General features: G+C 61.2%; 26 protein-coding genes. 1 reads left to right on the forward strand and 25 read right to left on the reverse strand.

From position 1 onward, the window contains the following. Positions 1 to 88: 88 nt before the first annotated feature. Positions 89 to 349, forward strand: a complete 261-nt coding sequence (locus tag K2Q04_RS10175) for a hypothetical protein (RefSeq protein WP_291162837.1) — start codon at positions 89 to 91, stop codon at positions 347 to 349. 108 nt (positions 350 to 457) lie between these two features. On the opposite strand, the gene pnp is transcribed toward K2Q04_RS10175, so the two are convergent. From pnp to trpS, 25 genes are all read right to left on the reverse strand, one after another. Then, positions 458 to 2665, reverse strand: a complete 2208-nt coding sequence (pnp, locus tag K2Q04_RS10180; protein WP_291162840.1) for a polyribonucleotide nucleotidyltransferase — start codon at positions 2663 to 2665, stop codon at positions 458 to 460. A gap of 172 nt (positions 2666 to 2837) precedes the next feature. Then, the gene (gene rpsO, locus K2Q04_RS10185) at positions 2838 to 3119 is read right to left on the reverse strand and encodes a 30S ribosomal protein S15 (protein WP_045834620.1); all 282 of its coding nucleotides are present in this window, start codon (positions 3117 to 3119) and stop codon (positions 2838 to 2840) included. 202 nt (positions 3120 to 3321) lie between these two features. Next, a complete protein-coding gene (truB, locus tag K2Q04_RS10190) occupies positions 3322 to 4242 on the reverse strand; it encodes a tRNA pseudouridine(55) synthase TruB (protein ID WP_291162846.1) in 921 nt (306 codons plus the stop codon). A gap of 44 nt (positions 4243 to 4286) precedes the next feature. Next, entirely contained in the window at positions 4287 to 4691 is a 405-nt protein-coding gene (gene rbfA / locus K2Q04_RS10195) for a 30S ribosome-binding factor RbfA (protein ID WP_291162849.1), read from the reverse strand. Positions 4692 to 4706: 15 nt separating this feature from the next. Beyond that, on the reverse strand, positions 4707 to 5258 hold the full coding sequence (locus tag K2Q04_RS10200) for a YcxB family protein (RefSeq protein WP_291162851.1): 552 nt from the start codon (positions 5256 to 5258) through the stop codon (positions 4707 to 4709). Positions 5259 to 5402: 144 nt separating this feature from the next. Next, the gene (gene infB / locus K2Q04_RS10205; protein ID WP_291162853.1) at positions 5403 to 8177 is read right to left on the reverse strand and encodes a translation initiation factor IF-2; all 2775 of its coding nucleotides are present in this window, start codon (positions 8175 to 8177) and stop codon (positions 5403 to 5405) included. A gap of 18 nt (positions 8178 to 8195) precedes the next feature. Beyond that, the gene (locus K2Q04_RS10210; protein ID WP_291162856.1) at positions 8196 to 8888 is read right to left on the reverse strand and encodes an RNA-binding protein; all 693 of its coding nucleotides are present in this window, start codon (positions 8886 to 8888) and stop codon (positions 8196 to 8198) included. Positions 8889 to 8921: 33 nt separating this feature from the next. Then, a complete protein-coding gene (gene nusA / locus K2Q04_RS10215; protein ID WP_291162859.1) occupies positions 8922 to 10571 on the reverse strand; it encodes a transcription termination factor NusA in 1650 nt (549 codons plus the stop codon). 3 nt (positions 10572 to 10574) lie between these two features. Then, positions 10575 to 11213: a ribosome maturation factor RimP gene (gene rimP / locus K2Q04_RS10220; RefSeq protein WP_291162863.1), complete on the reverse strand. Its 639-nt coding sequence runs from the start codon at positions 11211 to 11213 to the stop codon at positions 10575 to 10577. A 125-nt stretch (positions 11214 to 11338) separates the two neighbouring features. Further along, positions 11339 to 12001, reverse strand: a complete 663-nt coding sequence (gene trmB, locus K2Q04_RS10225; RefSeq protein WP_291162866.1) for a tRNA (guanosine(46)-N7)-methyltransferase TrmB — start codon at positions 11999 to 12001, stop codon at positions 11339 to 11341. A gap of 94 nt (positions 12002 to 12095) precedes the next feature. Beyond that, positions 12096 to 13301 carry a methionine adenosyltransferase gene (metK, locus tag K2Q04_RS10230; protein WP_291162869.1) on the reverse strand — a complete coding sequence of 402 codons (1206 nt, stop codon included), beginning with the start codon at positions 13299 to 13301 and terminating at the stop codon, positions 12096 to 12098. A 214-nt stretch (positions 13302 to 13515) separates the two neighbouring features. Beyond that, positions 13516 to 13983 carry a helix-turn-helix transcriptional regulator gene (locus K2Q04_RS10235; RefSeq protein ID WP_291163268.1) on the reverse strand — a complete coding sequence of 156 codons (468 nt, stop codon included), beginning with the start codon at positions 13981 to 13983 and terminating at the stop codon, positions 13516 to 13518. A gap of 112 nt (positions 13984 to 14095) precedes the next feature. Beyond that, positions 14096 to 15721, reverse strand: coding sequence for an apolipoprotein N-acyltransferase (lnt, locus tag K2Q04_RS10240; protein ID WP_291162872.1), 1626 nt, complete (start codon positions 15719 to 15721; stop codon positions 14096 to 14098). Beyond that, positions 15721 to 16752, reverse strand: a complete 1032-nt coding sequence (locus K2Q04_RS10245) for a hemolysin family protein (RefSeq protein ID WP_291162875.1) — start codon at positions 16750 to 16752, stop codon at positions 15721 to 15723. Before K2Q04_RS10245 ends, lnt begins: the two co-directional genes overlap by 1 nt. Before the next feature lie 14 nt (positions 16753 to 16766). Then, positions 16767 to 17279 carry an rRNA maturation RNase YbeY gene (ybeY, locus tag K2Q04_RS10250; protein WP_291162878.1) on the reverse strand — a complete coding sequence of 171 codons (513 nt, stop codon included), beginning with the start codon at positions 17277 to 17279 and terminating at the stop codon, positions 16767 to 16769. Positions 17280 to 17291: 12 nt separating this feature from the next. After that, positions 17292 to 18293, reverse strand: a complete 1002-nt coding sequence (locus tag K2Q04_RS10255) for a PhoH family protein (RefSeq protein ID WP_291162881.1) — start codon at positions 18291 to 18293, stop codon at positions 17292 to 17294. Between the two features lie 167 nt (positions 18294 to 18460). Beyond that, positions 18461 to 19810, reverse strand: coding sequence for a tRNA (N6-isopentenyl adenosine(37)-C2)-methylthiotransferase MiaB (miaB, locus tag K2Q04_RS10260; RefSeq protein ID WP_291162884.1), 1350 nt, complete (start codon positions 19808 to 19810; stop codon positions 18461 to 18463). Positions 19811 to 19884: 74 nt separating this feature from the next. Continuing rightward, a complete protein-coding gene (locus K2Q04_RS10265; protein WP_291162887.1) occupies positions 19885 to 20766 on the reverse strand; it encodes a lysophospholipid acyltransferase family protein in 882 nt (293 codons plus the stop codon). 8 nt (positions 20767 to 20774) lie between these two features. Further along, on the reverse strand, positions 20775 to 21230 hold the full coding sequence (locus K2Q04_RS10270) for a Fur family transcriptional regulator (protein WP_291162890.1): 456 nt from the start codon (positions 21228 to 21230) through the stop codon (positions 20775 to 20777). An 87-nt stretch (positions 21231 to 21317) separates the two neighbouring features. Continuing rightward, positions 21318 to 21827 carry a ribosomal protein S18-alanine N-acetyltransferase gene (gene rimI / locus K2Q04_RS10275; protein ID WP_291162893.1) on the reverse strand — a complete coding sequence of 170 codons (510 nt, stop codon included), beginning with the start codon at positions 21825 to 21827 and terminating at the stop codon, positions 21318 to 21320. Beyond that, positions 21824 to 22522, reverse strand: coding sequence for a tRNA (adenosine(37)-N6)-threonylcarbamoyltransferase complex dimerization subunit type 1 TsaB (gene tsaB, locus K2Q04_RS10280; RefSeq protein ID WP_291162896.1), 699 nt, complete (start codon positions 22520 to 22522; stop codon positions 21824 to 21826). The genes rimI and tsaB overlap by 4 nt, the downstream gene beginning before the upstream one ends. A gap of 14 nt (positions 22523 to 22536) precedes the next feature. After that, the gene (locus K2Q04_RS10285) at positions 22537 to 23127 is read right to left on the reverse strand and encodes a malonic semialdehyde reductase (protein ID WP_291162899.1); all 591 of its coding nucleotides are present in this window, start codon (positions 23125 to 23127) and stop codon (positions 22537 to 22539) included. Between the two features lie 74 nt (positions 23128 to 23201). Further along, complete coding sequence (locus tag K2Q04_RS10290; RefSeq protein ID WP_291162902.1) at positions 23202 to 23756, reverse strand: NifU family protein; 555 nt, start codon at positions 23754 to 23756, stop codon at positions 23202 to 23204. Positions 23757 to 23882: 126 nt separating this feature from the next. Beyond that, positions 23883 to 24383: a universal stress protein gene (locus K2Q04_RS10295; protein WP_291162905.1), complete on the reverse strand. Its 501-nt coding sequence runs from the start codon at positions 24381 to 24383 to the stop codon at positions 23883 to 23885. 57 nt (positions 24384 to 24440) lie between these two features. Next, the gene (gene trpS, locus K2Q04_RS10300; RefSeq protein WP_291162907.1) at positions 24441 to 25478 is read right to left on the reverse strand and encodes a tryptophan--tRNA ligase; all 1038 of its coding nucleotides are present in this window, start codon (positions 25476 to 25478) and stop codon (positions 24441 to 24443) included. Positions 25479 to 25548: the final 70 nt, after the last annotated feature.

A 25548-nucleotide genomic window follows, 5' to 3' on the forward strand; every position in this document is an offset into this window, starting at 1 on the left:
TTCCGATAGCGGTCATTATTCTCCCCTGCTAGCGTCGCCCCGTAAAACTTGGCAGGAGGCTTTGCCTCCAGGGGAGAGGAGTAGCCGAATGGCTCGAAAAATTTCGCTCGTGGCAGCGATGGTGGCAGTGGGCGTGTTGTCCGCTGCGTCACAGGGCATTGCAGCGACAGGCGGATCACTTGGCACGCTGAAGGGCGTCGGGGCCGCTCAGTCCACTGTTGAACAAGCGCACTTCTGGCACCGGACATGCCGCCGTGGACTCAACGGCTGGCACAAGCATGTCAAAGGCATCGGTCGCGTGCAGTGCACGAACCATGTCTGCAAGCACGGCAAGTGCTGGTGGTATTGATTGCATTCGCCCGAGCCGGGATACGATTCCGGCCGAGGTGACTGAGCAATAAAAAAAGCCGCCGGATCGATGATCCGGCGGCTTTATCAATTCTAGATGAGCGATGTCTTAGTTGCGTTCGCGGCGCGGGCCGCGATTGCGATCGCCGCCGCGTCCGCCTTCACGGCGCGGGGGGCGGCTTTCGAAGACCTCTTCCGGCTCGCCTTCAGCGCGCGGGATTTCCTGGCCGGTCGCCTGATCGACGATCTTCATCGACAGGCGGGTCTTGCCGCGATCGTCGAAGCCCAGAAGCTTGACGTAAACTTCCTGGCCTTCCTTCACAACTTCGCCGACGGTCTCAGGACGTCCCTGGGACAGCTGTGAAATGTGAACGAGGCCGTCCTTCGAGCCGAAGAAGTTCACGAATGCGCCGAACTCCATGATCTTCACGACCTTGCCCTTGTAGATCTGGCCGACCTCAGGCTCGGACGTGATGCCGCGAATGCGGGCGAGTGCCTTTTCGATCGACTCGCGGTTGGCGGACGCGATTTTCACCGTGCCGTCGTCCTCGATGTCGATCTTGGCGCCCGACTCGGCGACGATCTCGCGGATGACCGAACCGCCGGAGCCGATGACTTCGCGGATCTTGTCGACCGGGATCTTGATGGTTTCGATGCGCGGCGCGTATTCGCCGAGCTCGGTGCGGGCGCCTGTCAGCGCCTTCGACATTTCGCCGAGGATGTGGAGACGACCCTCCTGCGCCTGATCGAGGGCGATCCGCATGATCTCTTCGGTGATGCCCGTGATCTTGATGTCCATCTGCAGCGACGTGACACCCTTGTCGGTGCCGGCCACCTTGAAGTCCATGTCGCCGAGGTGATCTTCGTCGCCAAGGATGTCGGAAAGAACGACGTAGTCGTCGCCTTCCTTGATCAGGCCCATCGCGATACCGGCGACCGGCGATTTCAACGGCACGCCAGCGTCCATCAGAGCGAGAGAGGTACCGCAGACCGTCGCCATCGACGAGGAGCCGTTCGACTCGGTGATCTCAGAGACGACGCGCAGCGTGTAGGGGAACTCTTCCTGCGCGGGGAGCATCGGGTGGATGGCGCGCCAAGCGAGCTTGCCGTGACCGATTTCGCGGCGGCCCGGCGATCCCATGCGGCCAACTTCACCGACCGAGTATGGGGGGAAGTTGTAATGCAGCAGGAAGCGCTCTTTCTTCGTGCCTTCGAGGCTGTCGACGAACTGCTCGTCCTCGCCGGTGCCGAGCGTCGCGACGACGAGCGCCTGCGTCTCGCCACGGGTAAAGAGTGCTGAGCCGTGCGTGCGCGGAAGGACGTGAACTTCCGAAAGGATCGGGCGAACCGTCTTCAGGTCGCGTCCGTCGATGCGCCGCTTCGTCTTCAGGACGTCGCCACGCATGATGTCCATCTCGAGCGACTTGAACGCGTCGGTGAGAAGAACCTTCTCATCGGGGTTGTCGGGCGGAATGGAAATGCCTTCGGTGATCTGCTTCTTCGCCTGGGAAACGAGATCCTGGCGCTTGCCTTTTTCCTTCGTCGAGAACGCTTCCTTGAGCGTCGATTCGGCGATGGTTTTGACCTGGGCGGCGTACTTCGCCTTGTCCGGGATCTTGATGTCCCACGGTTCCTTGGCAGCCTTCTCGGCGAGCTTGATGATCGCCTGAATGACCGGCTGCATGTGCTTGTGGCCGAACATCACGGCTTCGAGCATCTGCGACTCGGGGAGTTCCTTGGCTTCCGATTCGACCATCATCACCGCGTCGTTCGTGCCGGCGACGACGAGATCGAGGACACTGTCCTTCATCTCATCGATCATCGGGTTCAGTACGAACTCACCGTTGATCAGGCCGACGCGCGCGGCGCCGATGGGGCCGAGGAACGGCAGGCCGGAAAGCGTCAGTGCCGCGGATGCTGCGACCATGCCGAGGATGTCGGGATCGTTCTCGAGGTCGTGCGAGAGGACGGTTACAACAACCTGCGTCTCGTTCTTGAAGCCTTCGACGAAGAGCGGGCGGATCGGACGGTCAATCAGGCGAGACGTGAGCGTCTCTTTCTCGCTCGGGCGGCCTTCGCGCTTGAAGTAGCCGCCAGGGATCTTGCCGGCGGCGTAGGTGCGTTCTTGATAATTCACGGTCAGCGGGAAGAAATCGATTCCGGGCTTTGCTGACCGGGCGCCGACAACGGTCGCCAGCACAGTCGTATCGCCGTACTGCGCCATGACCGCAGCATCCGCCTGGCGGGCGTAGTGGCCGGTCTCGAGCTTCAGCTTGCGGCCACCCCAATCAATTTCGACGCGATGGATATCAAACATGATCAATCTTTCGTTTTTCGCTTTTCTGTTCGGTCGGTCAGCCCGCCGGCCTCATGCCGGACGAGCGATATGGGCGGCCGGCGCAGATGTGCGCCGGCGGCTTTCTTGTTTATCGATTCGTATGACTGGCCATCGGCCTGTCCTGACTGAAGCGCTGAAATGAGCGCGCGAATTAGCGGCGGATGCCGTTCTTCTCGATGATCTTCTGGTAACGAGCGTTGTCCTTGGCCTTCACGTAGTCGAGCAACTGCCGGCGCTGGCTGACCATCTTGAGAAGGCCGCGGCGCGAGTGGTTGTCCTTCTTGTGCAGCTTGAAGTGCTCGGTCAGCTCGTTGATGCGATGCGTAAGCACGGCGATCTGAACTTCCGGCGAGCCGGTGTCGTTGGCCTTGGTTGCGCTATCTTTGATGACGGCCGTCTTCGCCACACGCCTGTGCGGTGCTACCTGCGACATCGAATTCTCCTTTCAGATTTGGAGTTTGGATCAAGCGGCGCCAGCCGGGATGTCGTCCAGCTGGGTCGCAAACGAAAGCCGCGCGGAAACCCGAGGCCCGCGCGGATGCGGTACTTATACACGAATGCCCGCCAAAGGCGAGTTTGAATTCGAGCATAAATCCCTAAGTCTCTTCAATAAGTTAAGACGATTCAGCGCTCGGCTACCCGAGATTGAAGACACGGGTCGGGTGGAGGGCGCCCTTGGCGAGTTCTCCAAGCGCGACAAGCCGGCCCTTCGACGTGGCGTAGGCGGGGCCCGACATAATCGGGGCGTCCCGGCCGCGGATCAAAACGGTCTGGCCTCGTGCAAGGGTGGCTGCATCGCTCTGCGAGACGAGCAGTTCCGGCAGATCGGCGAGCGCCGACTCGACGGGAAGAAGGTATTTCAGCACCTCGTCGGGATCGCCCGACTCGGCGGCTGCGAGAAGTGCTTCCATCGCCACCGCGCGGCCCTCATCGAAGGGGCCGACCTGCGTCCGGCGCAGCGCGATAACGTGGCCGTAGCAACCCATGATGCGGCCCATGTCTCGTGCGAGCGCACGCACATAGGTGCCTTTACCGCAGCGCGCTTCGAACACGCTCGTCGCTTCATCGGGCATGTCGACCAGAGACAGGCTGTCGATGAACACGGGGCGCGGCTCGAGCACGACCGTCTCACCGTTGCGTGCAAGGTCGTAGGCGCGCTCGCCGGCGATCTTGATCGCGGAATAAGCGGGCGGCTCCTGCATGATCTCGCCGTGGAAGCGAGGCAGCAGCGCTTCGATGTCTGCGCGTGCCGGACGGTTGTCGCTCGTCTTCGTTACCTTGCCTTCGGTATCGTCGGTTTCGGTCTCGGCGCCCCAACGAACCGTGAAGCGGTAGGCCTTTTCGCCGTCGACTGCGAACGAGACGGTCTTCGTTCCTTCGCCGAGCGCGATCGGCAGGATGCCAGTCGCCAGCGGATCCAATGTTCCCGAATGCCCGGCCTTCTGCGCGTTGAACGCGCGGCGCACGGCGGCGACGGCCTGCGTCGATGTCATGTTGATAGGCTTGTCGAGGACCAGCCAGCCGTTAACGGCGTTACCTTTTTTGCGTCGTGCCATCTTTTCTCTCAATGCTTCTTCCCATCAGGAACGGGAGAGAAGGTTCAATCTTTTTTTTCGACGTCGCGCCGAACTCGTTCACTGTCGAGAAGGCGATCGATACGCGTCGCTTCCTCGAATGTTTCGTCTTCACGGAAGCGCAAGTCCGGGGCGTAGCGCAGGTTCAGCGCCGCCGCGACTTCGCTCCGGATGAACTTCTTGTTTCGGGCCAGGGCCTCGATGACGGGTTTCACGTCGTTGCCGCCGAGCGGCATGACGTAAACCGTCGCGAGCTTGAGATCCGGTGTGAGACGAACCTCAGGGATCGTAATGACGTGCGATGCCAGAACGTCGTCGTGGATCTCGCCGCGCGACAGCAGCTCCGAGAGTTTATGCCGGATAAGCTCGCCAATACGCAGCATGCGCTGCGAAGGCGCTTTGGAGGATACCGATTTGGTTTTGGATCGCATTCTTAGCTTCCTCGCTCAGGCATCGCCGTCGGCTCCGCGCGATAGCGTTTCTGATAAATCGGCGAACGCGCGCATGTCAGCAACCGATTGAAAGGCGCGTAGCGGCACGATGACCGCGTTTCGCGGTGTCAGGCACAAAAACACATGCGCCGGCGCGTCAATGACGCGGGCGATGCTGTTCCATTCGAGAATTCGCGGCGGCCGGCCGTCGCTGATTTTCAAGTTTTCTTCCGAGACTTCGATTTCCGTATCCTCAGGGGGATATTCGGTCTGTGCGATGCGCCAATACGAGAGCAAGGTTAGCGCGAGGCTAAAAGCTGCAAAGCCGATCGCTCCGGCGACGACCGCAAAAATGATATGGCGATAGCCGGCGAGCGTTTCGGGTACGAAGCCTTCGAGTTGCTCGTCGAAAATCGCGAGCGCCATGCCGCAAGCGAAGATCGTCGCAAAGAATGCGAGCGTGCCGGACTGCGTGAGTTCGCGAGGCAAATGCTCGAACGCTGCGATATCAGCGCGCGTCAGGCGGAATGTCAGCCGCAGAGGCAGCTTAATCGTCAGATCTGTCATGTTCCGACCGCCGCAGGATGGGACCGCGCGCGGCCTCTTTCATTCGAATTGAACAAACACTTCGGCTCAGAGAGCGAAGCAAGCACACCGGCCAGCGAAGCAACGCCGCGCGGGAAGCTCCCGCGCGAGCGCCTTATTGGACGATTAGAGTGATCTCGCGATCGTTTCGACCTGGAAGCACTCGATCTGGTCGCCTTCGCGGATGTCCTGGTAGTTAGCGAAGGACATACCGCATTCCTGACCGGCGACGACTTCCTTCACGTCATCCTTGAAGCGCTTGAGGATCGAAAGCGTGCCTTCGTGGATGACGACGTTGTCGCGCAGCAGGCGAACCTTGGCGCCGCGTTCGACCTTGCCTTCGGTGACGATGCAACCGGCGACCTTGCCAGCCTTCGTGATGGTGAAGACCTGCTTGATCGTTGCGTAGCCGAGGAAGATTTCGCGCTTCGTCGGAGCCAGAAGACCCGACATCGCCGCCTTCACCTCATCCACGAGATCGTAGATGATATTGTAATAGCGGATCTCGACACCCTGAGCATCGGCTGCCTGCTTCGCCTGCGCGTTGGCGCGGACGTTGAAGCCGATGACGACGGCCTTCGCCGCAGCTGCCAGCGCAATATCGGATTCGGTGATGCCGCCGACGCCCGAATGCACGAGGCGCGCTTCGACTTCGTCGTTGCCGACTTTCTTCAATGCGCCAACGATGGCTTCGAGCGAACCCTGCACGTCGCCCTTGACGACAAGCGGGAATTCCTTCCGGCCAGCGTCCTTGAGCTGCTGCATCATCTGCTCGAGCGAGCTCTTCGTACCGGCCGAGCCCAAGGTCTCGCGACGCTTTCTGACGCGATAATCGGTCAGCTCGCGGGCACGTGCCTCGTTTTCGACGACAGCGAACTGATCGCCTGCTTCAGGTGCCGAGTCGAAGCCCAGGACTTCGACAGGAACCGATGGTCCGGCCGTTGCGATATTCGCGCCGTGGTCATTGAGAAGCGCGCGAACGCGTCCCCACGCCATGCCGGCCACGATGATGTCGCCGACGTGCAGCGTACCACGTTGAACGAGGACGGTGCCGACGGGGCCACGACCGCGCTCAAGCTTCGCTTCGATGACGACGCCTTCAGCCGTACGCGCCGGGTTGGCACGCAGGTCGAGGATTTCCGCCTGCAGATGGATCGCTTCCAGCAGCTTGTCGAGGTTGGTGCGCTTCAGCGCGGACACCGGAATTTCCAGCGTGTCGCCACCCATGCTTTCGACGACGATTTCGTGCGAAAGCAGTTCGGTGCGTACGCGGTTCGGATCCGCCTGCGGCTTGTCGATCTTGTTGATCGCGACGATGATCGGCACCTTCGCGGCCTTGGCGTGATTAATCGCTTCGACCGTCTGCGGCATGACGCCGTCATCGGCCGCGACGACAAGCACGACGATGTCCGTCACCTTCGCACCGCGTGCACGCATGGCCGTGAAGGCTTCGTGGCCTGGCGTGTCGATGAACGTGATCTTGTCGCCGTTCGGCGCCATCACCTGATAGGCGCCGATGTGCTGGGTGATGCCGCCGGCTTCACCCGACACGACGTTCGTCGAGCGGATCGCGTCGAGCAACGACGTCTTGCCATGGTCGACGTGACCCATGATCGTGACGACCGGGGCGCGATGTTCGAGGGCGGTCTCGTCGCCTTCCTTCTCTCCGACGAAGCCGATTTCGACGTCGGCTTCCGAGACGCGCTTCGGCGTATGACCGAACTCTTGAACGATGAGCTCAGCCGTATCCGCGTCGAGCACGTCGGTGATCTTATGCATCGCGCCTTGCTGCATCAGATACTTGATGAGATCGACGGCGCGCTCGGCCATACGGTTCGACAATTCCTGGATCGTGATGGCCTCAGGAATGGTGACCTCACGCGCGATCTTTTCGCGCGTCTGCTGAATGCCCATGGCCTTCAGCTTTTCTTTCTCGCGCTTGCGCTTGAGAGAGGCGAGCGAGCGAACCTGGGCTTCGCGGTCGAAGTTCGTGATCGTGAGCTTCTGACGCTGACGCCCATCGTCCTGAACCTTGACGGCCGGACGTGCGACTTTCACGCCGCCGGGGCCGCGTTTGCCGCGATCGTCTTCTTCGACCTGCTGGCGAGCAACGGGCGGCCGTGCGGGACGCGTCGGCTTTTCGATCGTCGTCGAATCTGCAGCGGCGGGAGCACCACGGCGTCCGGGTGTCGGCAGCTCGATTTCGCGCGGGCGACCCGCTTCGCCACGCGGCATGAATGCCGTGTTCGCCGACGGACGATTTGGCGTTCTCTGGAATGGCGGACGGCCACCTTCTTGGCGCGGCGATGACGACGGACCGGAGTCGCGACGATATTCACGCTGCGGAGCGTTGTTGTCGCGCGCAACCGGTGCGGACGGCGCCGGTGAGGCTGGCTGCGAAGGTGCAGGCGCTGCTGCAGGAGGTGCTGCTGCGGCGGGAGCCGGTGCGGGCTCGCTTTGTGCCGGCTGGGCCGGTGCTTCGGCGCGGGGCTGCGGTTCGGGTGGACGCGGAACAGGCTCGAAACGCACCGGCTCGACTTCCGTCGGGCGGGGTTCGTCGGCGCGAGCGGCGGCAAGCGCGCGTTCGCGCGCGGCGCGTTCCTCATTCGAAAGGACGCGGCCCGCAGAGCGTTCGTTTGCGCTCGGCTGATGCTGGGGCGTCGGCGGCGGAACTCTCGAGGGCGGCGTTGGCCGCTCGATCGTTTCGGTCGCTGCCGGCGAGCTGGCCTCTGCTTCTGTGCCGAGCCTGCGTGTTTTCTTCTTCTCGACCACGACGGATTTGGACCGGCCGTGGCTGAAGTTCTGCCGCACATGGCCAGACTCGACCGTTCGCTGCAGCGACAGCGGCTTGCGCGCTCCGACCCGGATGGTCTTATCGGTCTGGTCGTTCGAATCCGTCATGCGTTATCCGTTCAGCCTTCAGCTAGATAGTTCAGAAATTTCGTCCGTGGCCACTGGGGTGGCCTCAATCGCAGAAGACCGGTAGCGCAGAAGCCGCTCCGCTTCTTCCAGAAACCGATCCGACAGTCCTCCGGGTGTGAGGGCAGCATGTACCACACTTCCGCGGCCAATGGCCAAGCTCATTTGCGCAATGGTCAGAACATCGACAATTGCGGCAGGAGCGCCCCGGCTGGCCTGAATGGCCTTGTATTTTCGATCAATTTTACTTCGTCCGTCCAAGGCCGCATCGGAGCCATGGAGTATCGCTCTTACTGGCTTCTTCTCGAGCGCGGCATAAATTTTTTCAAATCCGGCGATAACGCTGCCCGCTTTATTGGCGAGGGACAGCATTCCCGCAACGCGCTTAACGATAAGATCATCTACTCGTTCTGCAAGATCTACCGGCGCTTCGGCCTTCATTTTAAGGCTTTTTGAAAAGGCGTGTGTCGAAACAGCCTTTTCGATCAGGCCCCGTTCGCAGCCGACCCAGACGCCGCGGCCGGGCAAACGCCGGTCGAGATCCGGGACGATTACGCCATCCGGCGACAAAGCGAAGCGGATCAGGTTCTCCGGATCAAGGGCTCTGCGCGTGACGGCGCACAGCCGCTCGGAACCCGCAACGGAGCCTTGCTCCGTCCGGTCCTGCGTAGGCCGATTTTGCCGTTTTGCCATCACGCCTGTTTGTTGCCTCTCCGGACATTCCCGTTAGCCTTCGGCGCCGACGCTACCGGTACCGGCAGCCTCGGTTTCGTCGCTAGCGGGCTTTTCGAGATCTTCAGCTTTGATCCAGCCCGCGTGGACGCGAGCAGCCATGATCATGTTTTCGACGTCGGTGCGCGACAGCTCGAACCCATCGAGGAAGCCTGCGTGACGCGCGTCGCCGTCTTTGTCCTTTTCTTTGTCCTTGTCCTTCTTGCGCTCGGTCCAGCCGATGAGTTCATCGGTCGCGCAGTCGGCGAAATCTTCGACGGTCTTGATGCCGTTTTCACCGAGCGCGACCATCATCGCGGTCGTGATGCCGGGGATCTCGGCCAGCTCGTCGGCGACGCCAAGCTCACGGCGCTTCGCATCGCGATCGGCTTCCTGCTGCTCGAGATATTCGCGAGCGCGGCTTTGGATCTGCTCGGCCGTGTTCTCGTCGAAACCTTCGATGTGTGCGATTTCGGCGATATCGACGTAAGCCACTTCCTCGATCGTCGCGAAACCTTCGGTCACGAGAAGCTGGGCGATGACTTCGTCGACGTCGAGCGAATCCATGAGAAGCTGCGTGCGCTCGGCGAATTCCTTCTGCCGGCGTTCGCTCTCTTCCTGCTCGGTCAGAATGTCGATGTCCCAACCGGTCAATTGCGAGGCCAGGCGCACGTTCTGGCCACGGCGGCCAATCGCGAGCGAGAGCTGGGCTTCGGGAACAACGACCTCGATGCGGTTTGAATCTTCGTCGAGCACGACCTTGGTGACTTCAGCGGGCGCGAGTGCGTTGACGATGAAGCTCGCCGCGTCCGGGTTCCACTGGATGATGTCGACCTTCTCGCCCTGCAGCTCGTTCACAACGGCCTGCACGCGAGCGCCACGCATACCGACGCAAGCGCCGACGGGATCGATGGATGAATCCTTCGAGATAACCGCGATTTTCGCGCGGCTTCCCGGATCGCGGGCGACCGACTTGATCTCGACGACGCCGTCGTAGATCTCGGGGACCTCGGCGCGGAACAGCATCGACATGAATTCGGGTCGCGCGCGGGTCAGAAAGATTTGCGGGCCGCGCTGCTCGCGGCGGACTTCGTAGATGTAGGCGCGGATGCGATCGCCGAGGCGAACGTTTTCGCGCGGGATCATTTCGTCGCGACGGATGATGCCTTCGGCGCGGCCGAGATCGACGATGACGTTGCCGTATTCGACACGCTTGACGGTGCCGTTGATGACGTCGCCGCTACGGTCCTTGTATTCGGAGAACTGGCGATCACGTTCGGCTTCGCGGACCTTCTGGACGATGACCTGCTTGGCATTCTGGGCAGCGACGCGGCCGAATTCCAAGGGGGGAAGCGTTTCGGCGATCATGTCGCCGGCTTTGGCATCGGGGTTGCGCTTCTTGGCGTCTTCGACGGTGATCTGCGTTGCGTCGTTCTCGACTTCGTCGACGACGGCGAGGACGCGGGTCAGCTTTGCTTCGCCCGTCTTCGGGTCGATCTCACAGCGGATGTCGTTCTCGGCGCCGTAGCGCGACTTCGCGGCCTTCTGGATGGCGTCTTCCATCGCCTCGATGACAATCTTCTTGTCGATCGTCTTTTCGCGGGCGACGGCATCTGCAATTTGCAGAAGCTCGAGCCGGTTGGCACTGATGCCTGCCATGGCCATAGGTCAATCCTCCAGGTCGTCTTCGTCGAGTTCGGCGCCGTCACCGGGCCGGTTGGAATGGCGCTCTTTGGCGCGTTGTAGTGCTTCGCGAATAAGTTCGTCCGTCAGAACAAGTTTGGCGTCGGCTATCAAATGAACCGGCAGGCCGAGGTGCTGAACGCCATGTTCGCCGGTATCGGTTTTGATCCGGACTTCGCCGTCCTCGAAACCTTCGAGAACGCCCTTGAACCTTTTACGACCGTCGATCGCTTCATTCAGCTCAATCTTGGCTTCGTGACCCGACCAATCCTCGAAGTCGCTCGGGCGAACGAGCGGACGGTCGATGCCGGGCGACGAAACTTCGAGGCGATAGGCACCCGAAACCGGATCGTTGACATCGAGCACCGGCGAGACGGCTTTCGAAATCGCTTCGCAGTCATCGACGTTGATCGAGCCGTCGGGACGTTCCGCCATGACCTGAACGGTGCGGTCGCGACCGTCGCCCTGAATCTTCACGCGGACCAACCGGAAGCCGAGATCTTCGAGTACGGGTTCGACAACAGCTGCAACGTCTGCTGCAAGACCTGTCTCGCGCAGAAAGCGGCCGGTATCGGAACCCTGTTCCGACGGCGTTGCCGAGCTGTTGGCGATGGTATCCTGCAATTGCGTTCCTGAGCTTAAAGTTCGTCCGGAGCGGGCCTTGCGGTCCACTCTGTATCGGATCGACGTGTTATTGGAATGACCGCTAAATAGGCGAGTTTTCGCCTTTGTGCAAGGCTCGGTTGCCGCTATTGACGCAGAAAGCGGAAATAATAGCGCCGACGGCCTTCTCGCACCGCCTTGGCCTCGTAGCGCGTTTCCGGCCAGTCGAGCGGTCGATCGCGCCAGTCTGCGGGGGTCGCTGCCTGCCACGCAAAGGCCGGTTCCGTCGCAAAAGCTTCAAGCATCGTGCGGGCATAGTCGCCGATATCGGTGCCGATGCGGAGTTCCGCACCCGGCCGCATGACGCGTGCCAAAAGTTTCAGCAGGGAAGAATTAACCAGCCGGCGTTTTCGGTGCTTTCGCTTCGGCCAGGGGTCCGGAAAGAGGATAAAGGCGCGATCGATCGAGCCCGGGGCGACGGACTTCAGAATTTCGCGAACATCGCCCATGTGGACGCGCACGTTTTCCAAATTTTCGGTGGTGACGGCGGTCAAGACCTTGATGACGCCGTCCTCGAAGGGTTCGCAGCCGATCAGCGCAACGTCGCGGTTCTGGCGGGCCTGCCAAAGGAGGTGCTCGCCGCCGCCGAAGCCGATTTCGAGCCAGTTCTGCCGGAAGCCTTCAGGGGGCTTCGCCGGGTCGAACGAAAGCCGCGGCAGATCTTCGCGCAGCAGCGAGGCTTGGCGCGCGCTCGGCTTTCGCCCGCGCCTTCGTCCAAATGATCTCAGTTCGTGGTCGTCAGCCGGCATTTGCACGCTACATCACATCAAAAAGGAAAGGCGGCCATTTGCGCAGCCGCCTTTGAATCTCACAGGCCCAGGTCGTTATCGTGGCTCGTTCGCGTTAGGAAACGGCCTTGGCGATCTTGGCGGCAAGGTCCGTTTTCTCCCACGAGAAGCCGCCGTCCTTTTCAGCCGGACGGCCGAAATGGCCATATGCGGATGTCCGGGAATAGATCGGCTTGTTGAGATCGAGATGGCTGCGAATGCCGCGAGGCGTCAGATCCATGACTTCGCCGAGCACCTTCTCGATCTGGGCTTCGTCGACTTTGCTCGTGCCGTAGGTATCGACGTAAATCGACAGCGGCTTGGCGACGCCGATCGCATACGACAGCTGGATCGTGCAGCGGTCTGCGATGCCCGATGCAACGACGTTTTTCGCGAGATAGCGCGCGGCATACGCTGCGGAGCGGTCAACCTTCGTCGGATCCTTGCCGGAGAATGCGCCGCCGCCATGGGGCGCTGCGCCACCGTAGGTGTCGACGATGATCTTGCGGCCGGTCAGTCCGGTGTCGCCATCGGGGCCGCCGATAAAGAACTTGCCCGTCGGGTTGATGTGCCAAACGGTGTCTTTCGAGATCCAAGTGTCTGGGAGCGCCGCGCGGACGTAAGGTTCGATGATTTCGCGCACCTGACGCGAACTCAAATCCTCGACGATGTGCTGGTGCGATACAACGATCTGGGTGACGCCGACAGGCTTGCCGTTCTCATAGCGAACGGTCACCTGGCTCTTGGCGTCCGGGCCGAGCTTGGCGGCATCGCCCTGCTTGGCTTTGCGGGCGAGTGCGAGGTCGCGCAAAATGTTGTGTGCGTAGTAGATCGGCGCCGGCATCAATTCCGGCGTCTCGTTGCAGGCGTATCCGAACATGATGCCTTGGTCGCCAGCACCTTCTTCCTGGTTCGTCGGCTGCTTGGCGTCGACGCCGGCTGCAATGTCGGCCGACTGGGAATGCAACAGAACTTCGATGTTGCAGTTCGCCCAATGGAAGCCTTCCTGCTCGTAGCCGATGTCCTTGATGGCTTTGCGCGTGAGGTCCTGGATGGCGGCAACGGTCACGCCTTTGGGGCCGCGCGATTCACCGGCGATGATGACGCGATTCGTGGTCGCCATCGTTTCGCATGCGGCGCGGATGCCCCAGGGGTCGAGACCTTCCTTGGCGCCTTCGCGATAGAACGCGTCGACGACTTCGTCGGAAATGCGATCGCAGACTTTGTCCGGGTGACCTTCGGAGACGGATTCACTCGTGAATAGGAAGGACTTGCGCGCCACTGTGGCCCCCGTGTTGAGAAATTAGGTCTCGGCGATCGTTGCCAGTTGTCTTCGATGCCTGTCATGCCGGCAGCTTGAAAAGCGCCGGTTTGTCGCAATCTTGGTGGATTCGGTCAAGCCAGCGCGTGCGGCCGCGCGCCAAATGGGCCGCGACCTAGCGACCCTTCTGCCAAACCGGAGGCTCAGCCGAATATCGGAGCGCTCAAGCTCCGCTTCAGCCTTCTTCGCCAGCCAGGGCACGAACGAGATCGACGATCGAGCGGCGCACCTTCGGATCGGTGATACGGGCGAAGGCTTTGTTCAGCTCGAGCCCTTCGCGTGTGCCAAGAAAGTCGACGACATAGCTTTCGTCGGGCTGGGTCTCGGCAAAGCCTGGCATCTGCACGCTTGCGGCGTGGGCGCCCAGAGGTGCCTCGTCGTAAAAGAACTGCACCGGTACGCCGAGAACGCGGGCGAGATCGAACAGCCGGCTCGCGCCAATGCGGTTCACGCCCTTCTCGTATTTCTGAACTTGCTGGAATGTGAGACCAAGATGCTCGCCAAGTTTCTCCTGGCTCATCCCGAGAAGCATGCGCCGCAGCCTCACGCGTGAGCCGACATGGACGTCCATCGGATTAGCGCGACGAGAACCTTTCGGCGTTTCTTCGCTTGTGTCGTCTTCGATAGATATTTCGTTCACCATCACGCGTACAGCCACCAGTTCCCATCGAGAAAGGGTCTGCACTTCCTAGGTGCACGGGAGACGGGCGTCAATGTTTGACCGCCTCCGCGACAAGTTGACTTCAACACTTTGATTAACGACCATTTTTCCGAAACCGGAAAGCGGCCCCTGCGAAACCTGCCAGAATAAGCGCTAAAGTCCAGTCGCCAAGCCTTGCGTAGAGAGGCGGAGATATCGCCTCCGGCAGGGCGCTGTCGATCTGGCCCCGCACATCTAAACCCAGCGTTTGGAGCGCACGGCCATACGGGTCGATGACGCTGGAAATGCCATTATTGGCGGCCCTTACGAGGGGAACGCCCTCCTCCACGGCGCGAATCCGCGACTGGTGGAAATGCTGGTAGGGGCCGGTCGATTCGCCGAACCAGCCGTCATTCGTGACGTTCATCAGAACGCCCGGCCTCTGGCTTCCCTGGACGATGTTTCCTGGAAAGAGCGCCTCGTAGCAGACGAGGCCCAAAGTGGGCGGCAGGCCCGGGATCGTCATCAGCGGCCGGGGATCCTGGCCGACCGCAAATGAACCGCGGCCATGCGTGAGCTTTTGTATGCCGACCTTAGAAAGCGCGGCCTCCAAGGGCACGTATTCGCCGAACGGGACCAGATTGATCTTGTCGTAGGTCGCCACAGGTTCAGCGCGTTCGTTCAAGACGAGGATGCTGTTCAGCGCCCGGGCATCGGGTGCCGCGGCCGTGCCGGGGGTGGGTGACGGGTCGTGGCGAAGGGCACCCGTGATGAGCGTCGTTCCCGGGGGCAGAATATTCGCAAGGATGTCGAGGGCGACCGGGGCTTCCAGCGGGAAGAAGGGCATGGCTGCTTCCGGCCAGATGAGGTGCGTGATGCCCTGAAGCGAATCCTTCTCTCCCGCCGGGTTTTCGAGCGAGAGCGCGATGTGATCGTCGAAGATGCGGCGTTGATATTCCGACATCCATTTTTCGCGCTGCGGAACGCTCGGCTGAACGATCCGAAGCTTTACGCCGGGCACAAACGCTTGCGGTGTCTCCAATCGCCAGAGTCCATAGGCGAGGAGGAGGCCGATGGGCACTGCCGCGAGCGCTGCGGCGGCACCGATCTTCTGCAGCGAAAGCGGACCGCGGTTGTCGCCGAGCGCCACGAGAGGCGCAGGAAATACGAACAGCGCGATTGCGGTCAGTCCATAGGCGCCGAAGAGCGCAGCGCTCTGCATCAGCGGCAGAGGGTACGTCAGCGCATAACCAACGAGGTTCCAGGGGAACCCGGTCAGGATATGTCCGCGCAGCCATTCTGCAACGGCAAGCGTTATGGCGAAGACGAAAACGCGGCCGATGCCTTCGCACCAGAAGGCGCGCGCGGCCGCGGCGGCGAGACCCCAGAACAGTGCAAGCCCCGCGGGCAATAGCGTCACCGCGAACGGCAGAAGCCACGCGAACTTGTCGGCTTCCACAAGGAAGGCTTCGCCGATCCAGAAGAGATTGAAAAAGAAATACCCGAAGCCGAACGCCCAACCGGCCGAGAATGCGCGACGCCGATTGGTGCTGCCATCGATGAGCCAGACGAAGACGGGCAACGTCAGGAAGAGAATCGGGAAAGCGAAAATCGGCGCAAACGATAGCGCGGAAAGTCCGCCGGCAACGAAGGCAATGAGCATTCGCCGCCAGCCGCGAAGCGCCATTATCCTGGCGCGAATGCCCGAGATTCGCTGCGGATTTGCGATTGCGGCGTCCATCACGCCTTCGGCGTTTCAGGCAAAGACTTCGTGTTGGTGACGGGCGCGCGCGGCGGATGGACCTTGAGCTTTTTCACGCGCCGGGGATCGGCATCGAGCACTTCGAACTCGACACCTGTCGGGTGACGGATGAGCTCGCCGCGGGCCGGGACGCGCCCCAGCATCGAGAAGATCAAACCGCCGATCGTATCGACTTCGGTCTCTTCGTCATCGGGCACCAGCTTCACGCCGAGATGCTTCTCAAGCTCTTCTATCGGCGTGCGGGCGACGGCGACGATGCCGAGCTTCGGATCGACGACGATATTGGTTTCCTCGTCATCGTCGTGCTCGTCCTCGATGTTGCCGACGACCTGTTCGATCAGATCCTCGATCGTGACGAGGCCATCGGTGCCGCCGTACTCGTCGACGACGAGGGCCATGTGGATGCGCGTCGACTGCATTCGGATGAGCAGATCGACCGCGGGCATCGATGGCGGCACATACAGGATCTGCCGGCGTATTTTCACCGTCGTGATGGGACGGCTCAGATCGACGCTTCTGAGATCGAATAAATTCGCCGCGGGCTTCTCGGCGTCTGGATCGGTCTTGGCATTCTTGACGGGCTGCCCCGTCGCTTCCGCCATCAGCCAGCGAAGCACATCCTTGATGTGAATCATGCCTCGCGGATCGTCGAGCGTCTCGCGGAAGAGCGGTATGCGCGAGACGCCGGCCTCGTTGAATGTCTGAAGCAGTTCGGAGATCGGCTCGTCCTCGTCGAGGGCGGTGATATCCGCGCGGGGAATCATCAGCGACGCAACGCGGCTCGAGCCGAAGCGCAGGAGCCGTTCGAGCATTTTGCGTTCGGCGTCGGTGAAGTTCGCCGATGTGCCGGTCTTGAGTGCTCCCTCGAGCGCGTCACGGACATTCTGGGGTACGACAAGGCCGAGCTTGGCGCGAACCGTCTGGAGCCAGCCGTGCTGACCGAAGGATCGACTGTCGTCGTCTAGGGTGTCGGACACTGTCTTATGCTGTGTGTTGTCGGTCATGGCCATGGGTGGGAGTCCGGTCAGTCATTTGTACCGGTTTCCAGTGCGCCCGTGTAGGGATTTGCAACGCCCAACTTAGAAAGTATTTCAATTTCAATGGTTTCCATACGTTCCGCGTCCGCGGTCGTCTCGTGATCATAGCCTAAAAGATGCAACACGCCATGCACCACCAAGTGTTGCACGTGGTGTTCGAACGGCACCCCCTGTTCCAGAGCTTCACGTTCAACGGTTTCCAACGCCATGATGATATCGCCGAGCTGGGCGTCCGACGCATCGCCGCCGGCTGGAAAAGACAATACATTCGTGGGCTTAGCTTTGCCGCGGAAACGTTCGTTGAGATCGGCGACAATGGCGTCGGAGGATAGGGCGATGGTCACGAACGCCGTTTGCAAACCGTCGCTGCCCGCGAGAATTGCTGCGCGGGCAGCGTCCTCGATGACGCCATCCAGGTTGCTCACACGCGACCAGTCGCCGTCATCTTCGACGATTTCGATCTCGAAGACCGGAGCAGATGCTTTTTCAGACGGCGGCATGGTTTTTTGGAGTCAGATGTCCTTCGGGCGATCGTAGGCATCGACGATCTTGGCGACAAGATCACGACGGACGATATCGCCGGCGAGGAACCTCACGATCGAGATGTCGTCCACATCGCCGAGCAGATCGACGGCTTCGACGAGACCTGACTTCGTTCCCGGCGGCAGATCGATCTGCGAGGGATCGCCCGTCACGACCATTTTCGATCCTTCGCCGATACGGGTCAGAAACATCTTCATCTGCATGCTGGTCGTGTTCTGGGCTTCGTCGAGAATGACGAAAGCGTTGGCCAGAGTGCGGCCACGCATGAACGCCAGCGGCGCGACTTCGATGACGCCGGTTTCTATATCGCGCTCGACCTTTTCGGGCGGCAGAACATCATAAAGGGCGTCGTAGAGCGGCCTCAGATATGGGTCGACCTTGTCGCGCATGTCGCCCGGCAGAAAGCCGAGGCGCTCGCCTGCTTCGACGGCGGGACGCGAAAGGATGATGCGCTCGACAAGCCCACGTTCGAGGCACTGGGCCGCGAAAGCGACAGCGATATAGGTCTTGCCGGTGCCTGCCGGTCCGAGACCGAATACGAGGTCGTGCTTGTCTATGGCGCGGATATAGGTGCTTTGCGTCGGCGTGCGCGCTTTGACGACACGGCGGCGCGTGGCGACTTGGGCTTGTCCCTCGGACGCGGTCCCTTCCGCGCGGGCATGACGGATCAGCCCGTCGATATCACCGGGGCCGATCGTTTCGCCTTTTGCAATTCGGGCATAGAGGCGTTCCAGCACACTTCGCGCATTGGCGCAGGAAGTTGCGGGGCCCGTCAGGATGACGACGTTGCCATGGGCATGCGCGTCAATGCCTAATCGATCTTCTATGAGGGCCAGGTGGCTATCGTATTCCCCAAGCAACTGCGTGAGCAGCCGATTGTCTTCAAAGGGTACAACGACGCGAGCATCTTCGAACTCCGGCTTATTGGGCCGTTTCGACGCCGACGCGGAGGACCCGCGGAATGCTGCCAATCCTGACACTCCCTTGCTGGTTGCTCGTGCTCTTCTAGCCGTATCTCTCAAATTCGAATCGACCACTATCCCAACGTTAGCATGTGACAAAGAGGTTCGGCATGCTCCGGTGTGGTTAACGCACAGCGAACCTTAAACGACAACCGAACCCGATCAGTATAACCCGCTTATGCTGCAGGTATGACACCTGACAGGCTGACGCGCCGGGTTTCCGTTACCGCCACGTTGGCCGTCCGGCCTGTGAAATTGCCATCTCCTACCGCATGGACAAGCTGTAGATAGGGTGACCTGCCGATGAATTCACCTGGGTTGCGACCAGGTCGTTCGAAAAGCACAGGCATGGTGCTTCCGAGCGTCTTGGCGTTGAAGGCGCCCTGCTGCTCATCCAGCAGCGCTTGGAGCCGATGCAGCCGCCCGGTCTTCACATCCTCGGGCACTTGCACTTCGAGGGCGGCGGCGGGGGTTCCGGGCCGCGGGCTGTATTTGAACGAAAAGGCCTGAGCAAAGCCGACAGCCTTCACGAGCGCGATCGTTTCTTCGGCGTCTTCTTCGGTTTCGCCGGGGAAGCCGACGATGAAGTCGCTTGAGAGGGCGATGTCCGGCCGGGCCGCGCGAACGCGCGCGATCAGATCGATGTATTCCGCGGCGCGATGCTTGCGGTTCATGGCCGTCAGCATGCGGTCGGAGCCGGATTGCACGGGGAGGTGCAGAAACGGCATCAGCTGCGGCACCTCGGCGTGTGCGGCGATCAGATCGTCGCTCATGTCACGTGGGTGGCTCGTCATGTAGCGAATGCGTTCGATGCCGTCGATATCGGCCAGCCTGCGGATCAATTCCGCGAGGCCCATGGCGCGTCCCGAAGGGCCTTCGCCGTGATAGGCGTTGACGTTCTGGCCGAGGAGAACCAGCTCTTTTGCGCCTGCTGCTGCAAGCTCTCGCGCTTCCGCTTCGAGCTTAGCGACGGGACGGGAAAACTCCGCTCCGCGCGTATAGGGCACCACGCAGAACGTGCAGAACTTGTCGCAACCTTCCTGGACGGTGAGAAACGCCGACGGCGAAGACGCACGGCGCGGCGCCTTCATCGCGGTGAATTTCTCGTCGCCCGGAAATTCCGTTTCGACGATGTGCTCGCTTTTGGTTTCAGCGCGGACGATCAGCTCGGGAAGGCGATGATAGCTCTGCGGTCCGATGACGAGATCGACCGCGGGCTGACGCCTCGTGATCTCCGATCCTTCGGCTTGGGCGACGCAACCAGCGACTGCGATGACCGTTTCCTTGCCGTCGCGTTTGCGCGTGTCCTTGATGTCGCGGATGCGCCCGAGATCCGAATAGACTTTCTCGGCGGCCTTCTCGCGGATGTGGCAGGTATTCAGGATCACCAGATCGGCGTTGCCCACGTCTTCGGTCTGGCTGTAGCCGTCGCGCGCTAAGGCCTCCGCCATACGCTCGCTGTCGTAGACGTTCATCTGACAGCCGAACGTCTTCAGAAAATAGGTTTTCGTGTTTGCGCGCTGCACGTGAATAGCCGGCTCGAAATGGTCTTATTTGCTCATGAACTCGTCGGACCAGCGCATAGCATAGAAAGCCGCGCTTATGTCCATTTCTCGCTGCGGACCTGCGGCAATGCGAGCTTTTGCCGGCGGCTTTCCTGAGAAGGTTCGACCGGAACGAGGCCGGGATCGCCCGGGCGGCCGCGGAGGATCCCGAGAACAGCCGTGCGGATCGCCCGTTCGGTCTTCAGAGCCAAATCCTTGCGGTCCTTGAATTCGCTCAGGGGAACGGGTTGTCCGACCTTGATCGTGACCGTTATGGGCCCTGATCGCAAAACGCCCCAGGCGTGCGACGTCATCTCCATGTCGCCGTACCAGCCGATGCGCGGGCGATCGGCGCGCGTCAACGGAATGCCGCGGACGTGGGTGTAGACGACGGCTGCGGTCTGGACGACGACCTGCGGGTCGGACGGCGCAGCCGCGCCCGAGACGGCTCCAAACAGCGACGTTTTGAACGGGAGCACGCGATTGCCGTCGCTCGAGGTTCCCTCGGCGAAGAGAACGATCGCGTCGCCGTCTTTCAGCCGCGTCATGATTTCGGCCGCGGCATCGCCTGTTGCCTGCCGTCGTGTCCGGTCGACGAATACGGAGCGCTGCAGGCGCGCGAGAGCTGAGACGAAGGGCCAGCCTCCGACTTCCAGCTTGGCCACGAACGAAACGGGCGCAAGCGCCGAGAGCACGGGGATGTCGAGCCAGGACGTATGATTGCAGACGAGGAGCACGGGCGAATCTTCGACGACCGCGCCATCGATCTCGAGCGTTATCCCGAGTATCCGGCAGACTTTATTGTGGTACCAATTCGGAAAGCGCCGTGCGGCTTTGGGGGCGATCTTCAACAACAGTGCCTGCACCGGCATCAGCGGCACGGTGAAGCCCATGAAAGCTGCGAGTACGGCTGAGGCGCGAAGTGAGCCGTTTGCCATTGCGGTCGCTAGCCTTTCCGGTTCGAAGGCTTTTTCTTCGCGAGCGGCACGCCATAAAGTTCCAGCCGATGGCCGACCAGCTCGAAACCGAGTTCGCGTGCGATGCGATCCTGCAGCTCCTCGATTTCGGGATTCGAAAATTCGATCACACGGCCGCTCTCGATGTCGACGAGATGATCGTGATGCTCGCGCGGCGCGGCTTCGTAGCGTCCACGGCCGTGGCCGAATTCGTGCCGTTCGAGAATGCCTTTCGCGGAAAACAGCTTGAGCGTGCGATAAACGGTCGAGAGCGAAATTCTTCGATCGATCGTATGGGCGCGGCGATGCACCTCTTCGACGTCGGGATGGTCGGTGGCTGTCGAAAGCACCTGTGCGATGACGCGGCGTTGGCCCGTCATTCGCAGTCCGCATTCCGCGCATCGCGATTCGATAGACGTCTCGGATTTCGCGGCCGGCAGGGTCATAGCGATTAGGCTTTGGCTTAAGGGCGACTATTCCTCGTCGCCGGAGTATGGCCGGGTTATAGGCAGTGACAAGGCTGCGCGTCTACATCAGGCCGGCTGTTCAGAATCTTCGAGCGTCAGAACGAGCGTCAGGGCATCAACGCGGGCGTTGCCGGGGCGTTCATAATAGCGCTTTCGGCGTCCGGCTTCGACAAATCCAAGCTTGCGGTAGAGGGCGAGGCCTGCCGCGTTGTCCTCTGCAACTTCAAGGAATATGCGCTTGGCGCCGCCACGTCGCGCTGCGCGCATCAATCCTTCGAGGAGGCCGGTCGCGAGCCCGACGCGCTGCCAGTCGGGCGACACACCGATGGAGAGGATCTCGGCCTCGTCGGCGGCGAGCTGGCCGATCAAGAAGCCGATGACCGTTTTTTTCTGGCCTCCTGCGACGGCGATCAGGGACGTTGCGGCGGGGTGTTCCAGAAGCGATTTGATCGCTGCGGCATCCCAAGGCGGATCGAAAAGTTTGGTGTGTAACGTTGCGATTTCTTCGGCTCGATCCGGCGCCGCCCAGAGCATGCTCGCATGCTTCAAATTTCGGAACGGCGTGACGTTCGTCATGCCCCGGCTCCGATGAATGGGCTCGGCGCTGGAGGCTTCGCATCGGGCGCGCGGAGATAGAGCGGCTTCACCGTTCGCGAAACGGGAAGCTCGCAGGCGGGGAAAAGCATATCGAGGGCGTCGGGAAGCAGATCCGGCAGGATAGCCGTCGCCTCGGCTCCTTCGCGATTGGCTTCGGTTGCGAGCAGCTCGGCGCCGGAGCCCGCGATGACGATCGGTTCTTGTCCCAACAACTTAGCAGCGGCGGAAATCGTCGCGCATTGCGCCTCGACGACGGTTTGCATCGTGTGGCGGTCGAAGACCTCGAAATAGACTTCGCCCCGCCGCGCGTCAGTTGCGATGGCGATGCGCCGCGTCGGAGCCGCGGGGATGTGCGCGCTCATCGCCATCAAACGGAGACTCGACAGAGCGACGAACTCAGCGCCTGTCGCGAGCGCCAGTGCGCGTGCCGCGGAGACGGAAATGCGCGTGCCGGTAAACGTGCCAGGCCCGTAGGTCAGCGCGATACGGTCAAGGGACCTAAATTCGAGTCCGGCCTCGGTCATCACTGTTGCGATCATCGGCAGCAAGCGCTCCGCGTGCCCCGTTTGCATGGGCTCGAAGGCAAAAGCGATGCCCGGGGTGAGGGTGCGAAGCCCACGGCCCGCCGCGGCCGAGCAAGCATCGAAACAGGTGTCGAGCGAAAGTATGTTCATTCCTGGCGGAGCTTTTAAATGACCGTGGCTATTTCGTCGAACGTGAAGCGTGGCGAGCGCGGGTGGACCCCCGCCGGATCCCCGTACCCCAAATTACAGAGGAAATTCGACTTAATTTCTGTTCCGGTAAAGAACTCTGCGTCTACCCCCGCGTTTTGAAAGCCTGACATTGGACCGCAGTCGAGCCCGAGGGCGCGTGCCGCGAGAATGAAATACCCGCCCTGGAGCGTTCCATTACGAAACGCGGTTGTATCGGCGTGCTGCTTTTTGCCCGTGAACCAACTTTTGGCGTCGGTATGCGGGAAGAGCTTCGGCAGCGCTTCGTAGAAGTTCAAATCGTACGCAATAATGGCCGTTACCGGTGCGGCCATCGTCTTATCCACATTGCCGGCGCTGAGGTGCGGTTTCAGGCGCGCTTTTGCTTCGGGCGATTTGACGAAGACGAAACGGGCCGGCGAACAGTTAGCGCTCGTCGGAGCCCATCTCATATGCTCGACGATCTGGCGTAGGAGGGCGTCGGGTACCTCCTTGGGTTGCCATTTGTTGTTGGTGCGCGCCTTGTCGAACAGTTGGTCGAGTGTGGTTTGATCGAGCGGTTCAGCCATTATGTCCCGTGCGTTTTGAAGTCCAAATAAGAAGAACCCCGCCGGAGCGGGGTTCGAAGTGCAGAAATTTCGGATCAGACCGCCTGTACGGCTTGCACGTCGGGGCAGAAGTGCTTCAGCAGGTTTTCGATGCCGTGCCGCAGCGTCGCCGTCGAACTCGGGCAACCCGAGCAGGCGCCACGCATGTGGAGATAGACGACGCCGTCGCGGAAGCCCGAAAACGTGATATCGCCGCCATCCTGGGCGACGGCTGGGCGCACGCGCGTCTCGAGCAATTCCTTGATCGTCGCGACGGTCGACTCGTCTTCAGGGTCGTAGCTTTCCGAGGCGTTGTCGTTGGCGTCTTCGCCTTCGGAGACGGGCGCGCCGGACATGTAATGTTCCATGATTGCGCCCAGCACCATCGGCTTCAGATGCTGCCACTCGATGTTGCCCTTGGTGACCGAAATGAAGTCGGAGCCGAGGAAGACGCCGTCAACGCCCTCGATCGAAAAGAGCCGGGTGGCGAGCGGCGATGCAGATGCATCGCTCTTCGTGCGGAAATCTGCAGTGCCATCCGCGAGGACGCCTCGTCCCGGAATGAACTTCAGCGTCGCCGGATTGGGCGTGGCTTCCGTTTGAATAAACATATTGCCTCACTTCGTGGTCGTTGTTCCACGCGCGCCGTACCGCACGGGCAGGATTGGAAGGCTTCAAATATAGGTATGGCGGCTGCCCATGTCGAGGTATCGCCCCATGGCTGCCAAGGCGTCAATTTAGGCCAAAGCCTTGATTTCCGCGAGTGAAAGTTGGCCTGGGACTACCGTTACGGGTACGGCGAAGCCGCCGGTTGCCCGGGCTGTTGCCAAGGACGCGACCAGCGGGCCCGGCCCCTTGGCGTCGATCGAGGCCCCGAGCACGAGGATTGCGATGTCCTCGTCTTCGGCGATGACATGGTTGATCTCTTCTGCGGTGCGACCTTCGCGCAGGACGTCCTCGGTCTCGACGTTCTCAAATCCAGCGTGTGCGAGCTTTCGCCGGAAAAGGCGAAACAGCGCCTTGGCCTTGGTTGTCTCTTCGTCCAGCTGGACCTGGTGGACGCCCGCCCAATGCTGCAACTCGCTCGGCTCGATCACGTAGAGCATGACGATCAGGCCCGACGAGCGCTGAACGCGGCTCGCGGCGTAATAAAGCGCGCTTTCGACTTCCTGGCTCTCGTCGACGACGATCAGGAATTTACGGCGATGGCCTTCTTCGAACGAGCGGCGAGGTTTCATGGGCGCGATGCTGCCATTCCTCGGCATTCGCTGCAACGGCCAGTGTCGGGGATTTCGTCAGCTTCTGATGAAGCCGACGATGTCCTTGACTTTACCCATGATGGGGGTTGCGATTTCCCGCGCCCGCGAAGACCCATCAGCGAGGATGCGGTCAATCTCCGCCGGATCGCCGGTCAGCCGCTTTATCTCGTTCGCGATGGGTTCGATCCTCGCGACGAGCGCGTCGGCCAGAACCTTCTTGAACGCAGAGAATTGCTGACCGCCGACTTCGGCCAGCACGGCGTCGACGGGCTTGTCGACCAAAGTCGCGTAGATTCCGATTAGATTTTCGGCTTCCGGACGGCCCGAAAAGCCGCCTTCATCGCTCGGCAGCGGCTCGGGGTCGGTCTTTGCCTTCTGAACTTTCTTTGCGATCGTATCGGCATCGTCCGTCATGTTGATCCGCGATAGGTCAGACGGATCGGACTTCGACATCTTCTTCGAACCGTCGCGCAGGCTCATGACCCGGGTCGCCGCGCCCGTGATGACCGGCTCCGGCTGGGGGAAGAAGATTCCGTCAGCGAAGCCTTCGGCGATGATCGAGGCCGAGAAGTCATTGTTGAACTTCTGGGCGATGTCGCGGGCGAGTTCCAAGTGCTGCTTCTGATCTTCGCCGACGGGCACATGCGTTGCCCGGTAAGCGAGGATGTCGGCGGCCATCAGGTTCGGGTAGGCGTAAAGACCGACGGATGCCTGCTCGCGGTCCTTACCGGCTTTTTCCTTGAACTGGGTCATGCGGTTCAGCCAGCCGAGGCGGGCGACGCAGTTGAAGACCCAGGCGAGCTCAGCGTGGGCGCTGACCTGCGACTGGTTGAAGAGAATGCTTTTCTTCGGGTCGAGACCGGCGGCGATATAGGCCGCCGTAACCTGGCGGATTGCGTTCCTGAGTTCAGCCGGATCCTGCCACACGGTGATCGCATGCAGATCGACGACGCAATAAACGCACTCGTGGGTCTCCTGCATTTTGATCCAGTTGACCATCGCGCCGAGATAGTTGCCGAGATGCAAGCTGCCGGTCGGCTGCATGCCGGAGAAAACGCGCGGCGTGATTTTCATTGGAGTACGTACCGTGTTGAAGGAGATCCGGCGGCCTTATCGCGTGCGGAGGCCCGCCGCGCAAGGGCGA

Origin of the sequence: Hyphomicrobium sp., from assembly GCF_019753045.1 — a bacterium.
GTDB lineage: Bacteria > Pseudomonadota > Alphaproteobacteria > Rhizobiales > Hyphomicrobiaceae > Hyphomicrobium_B.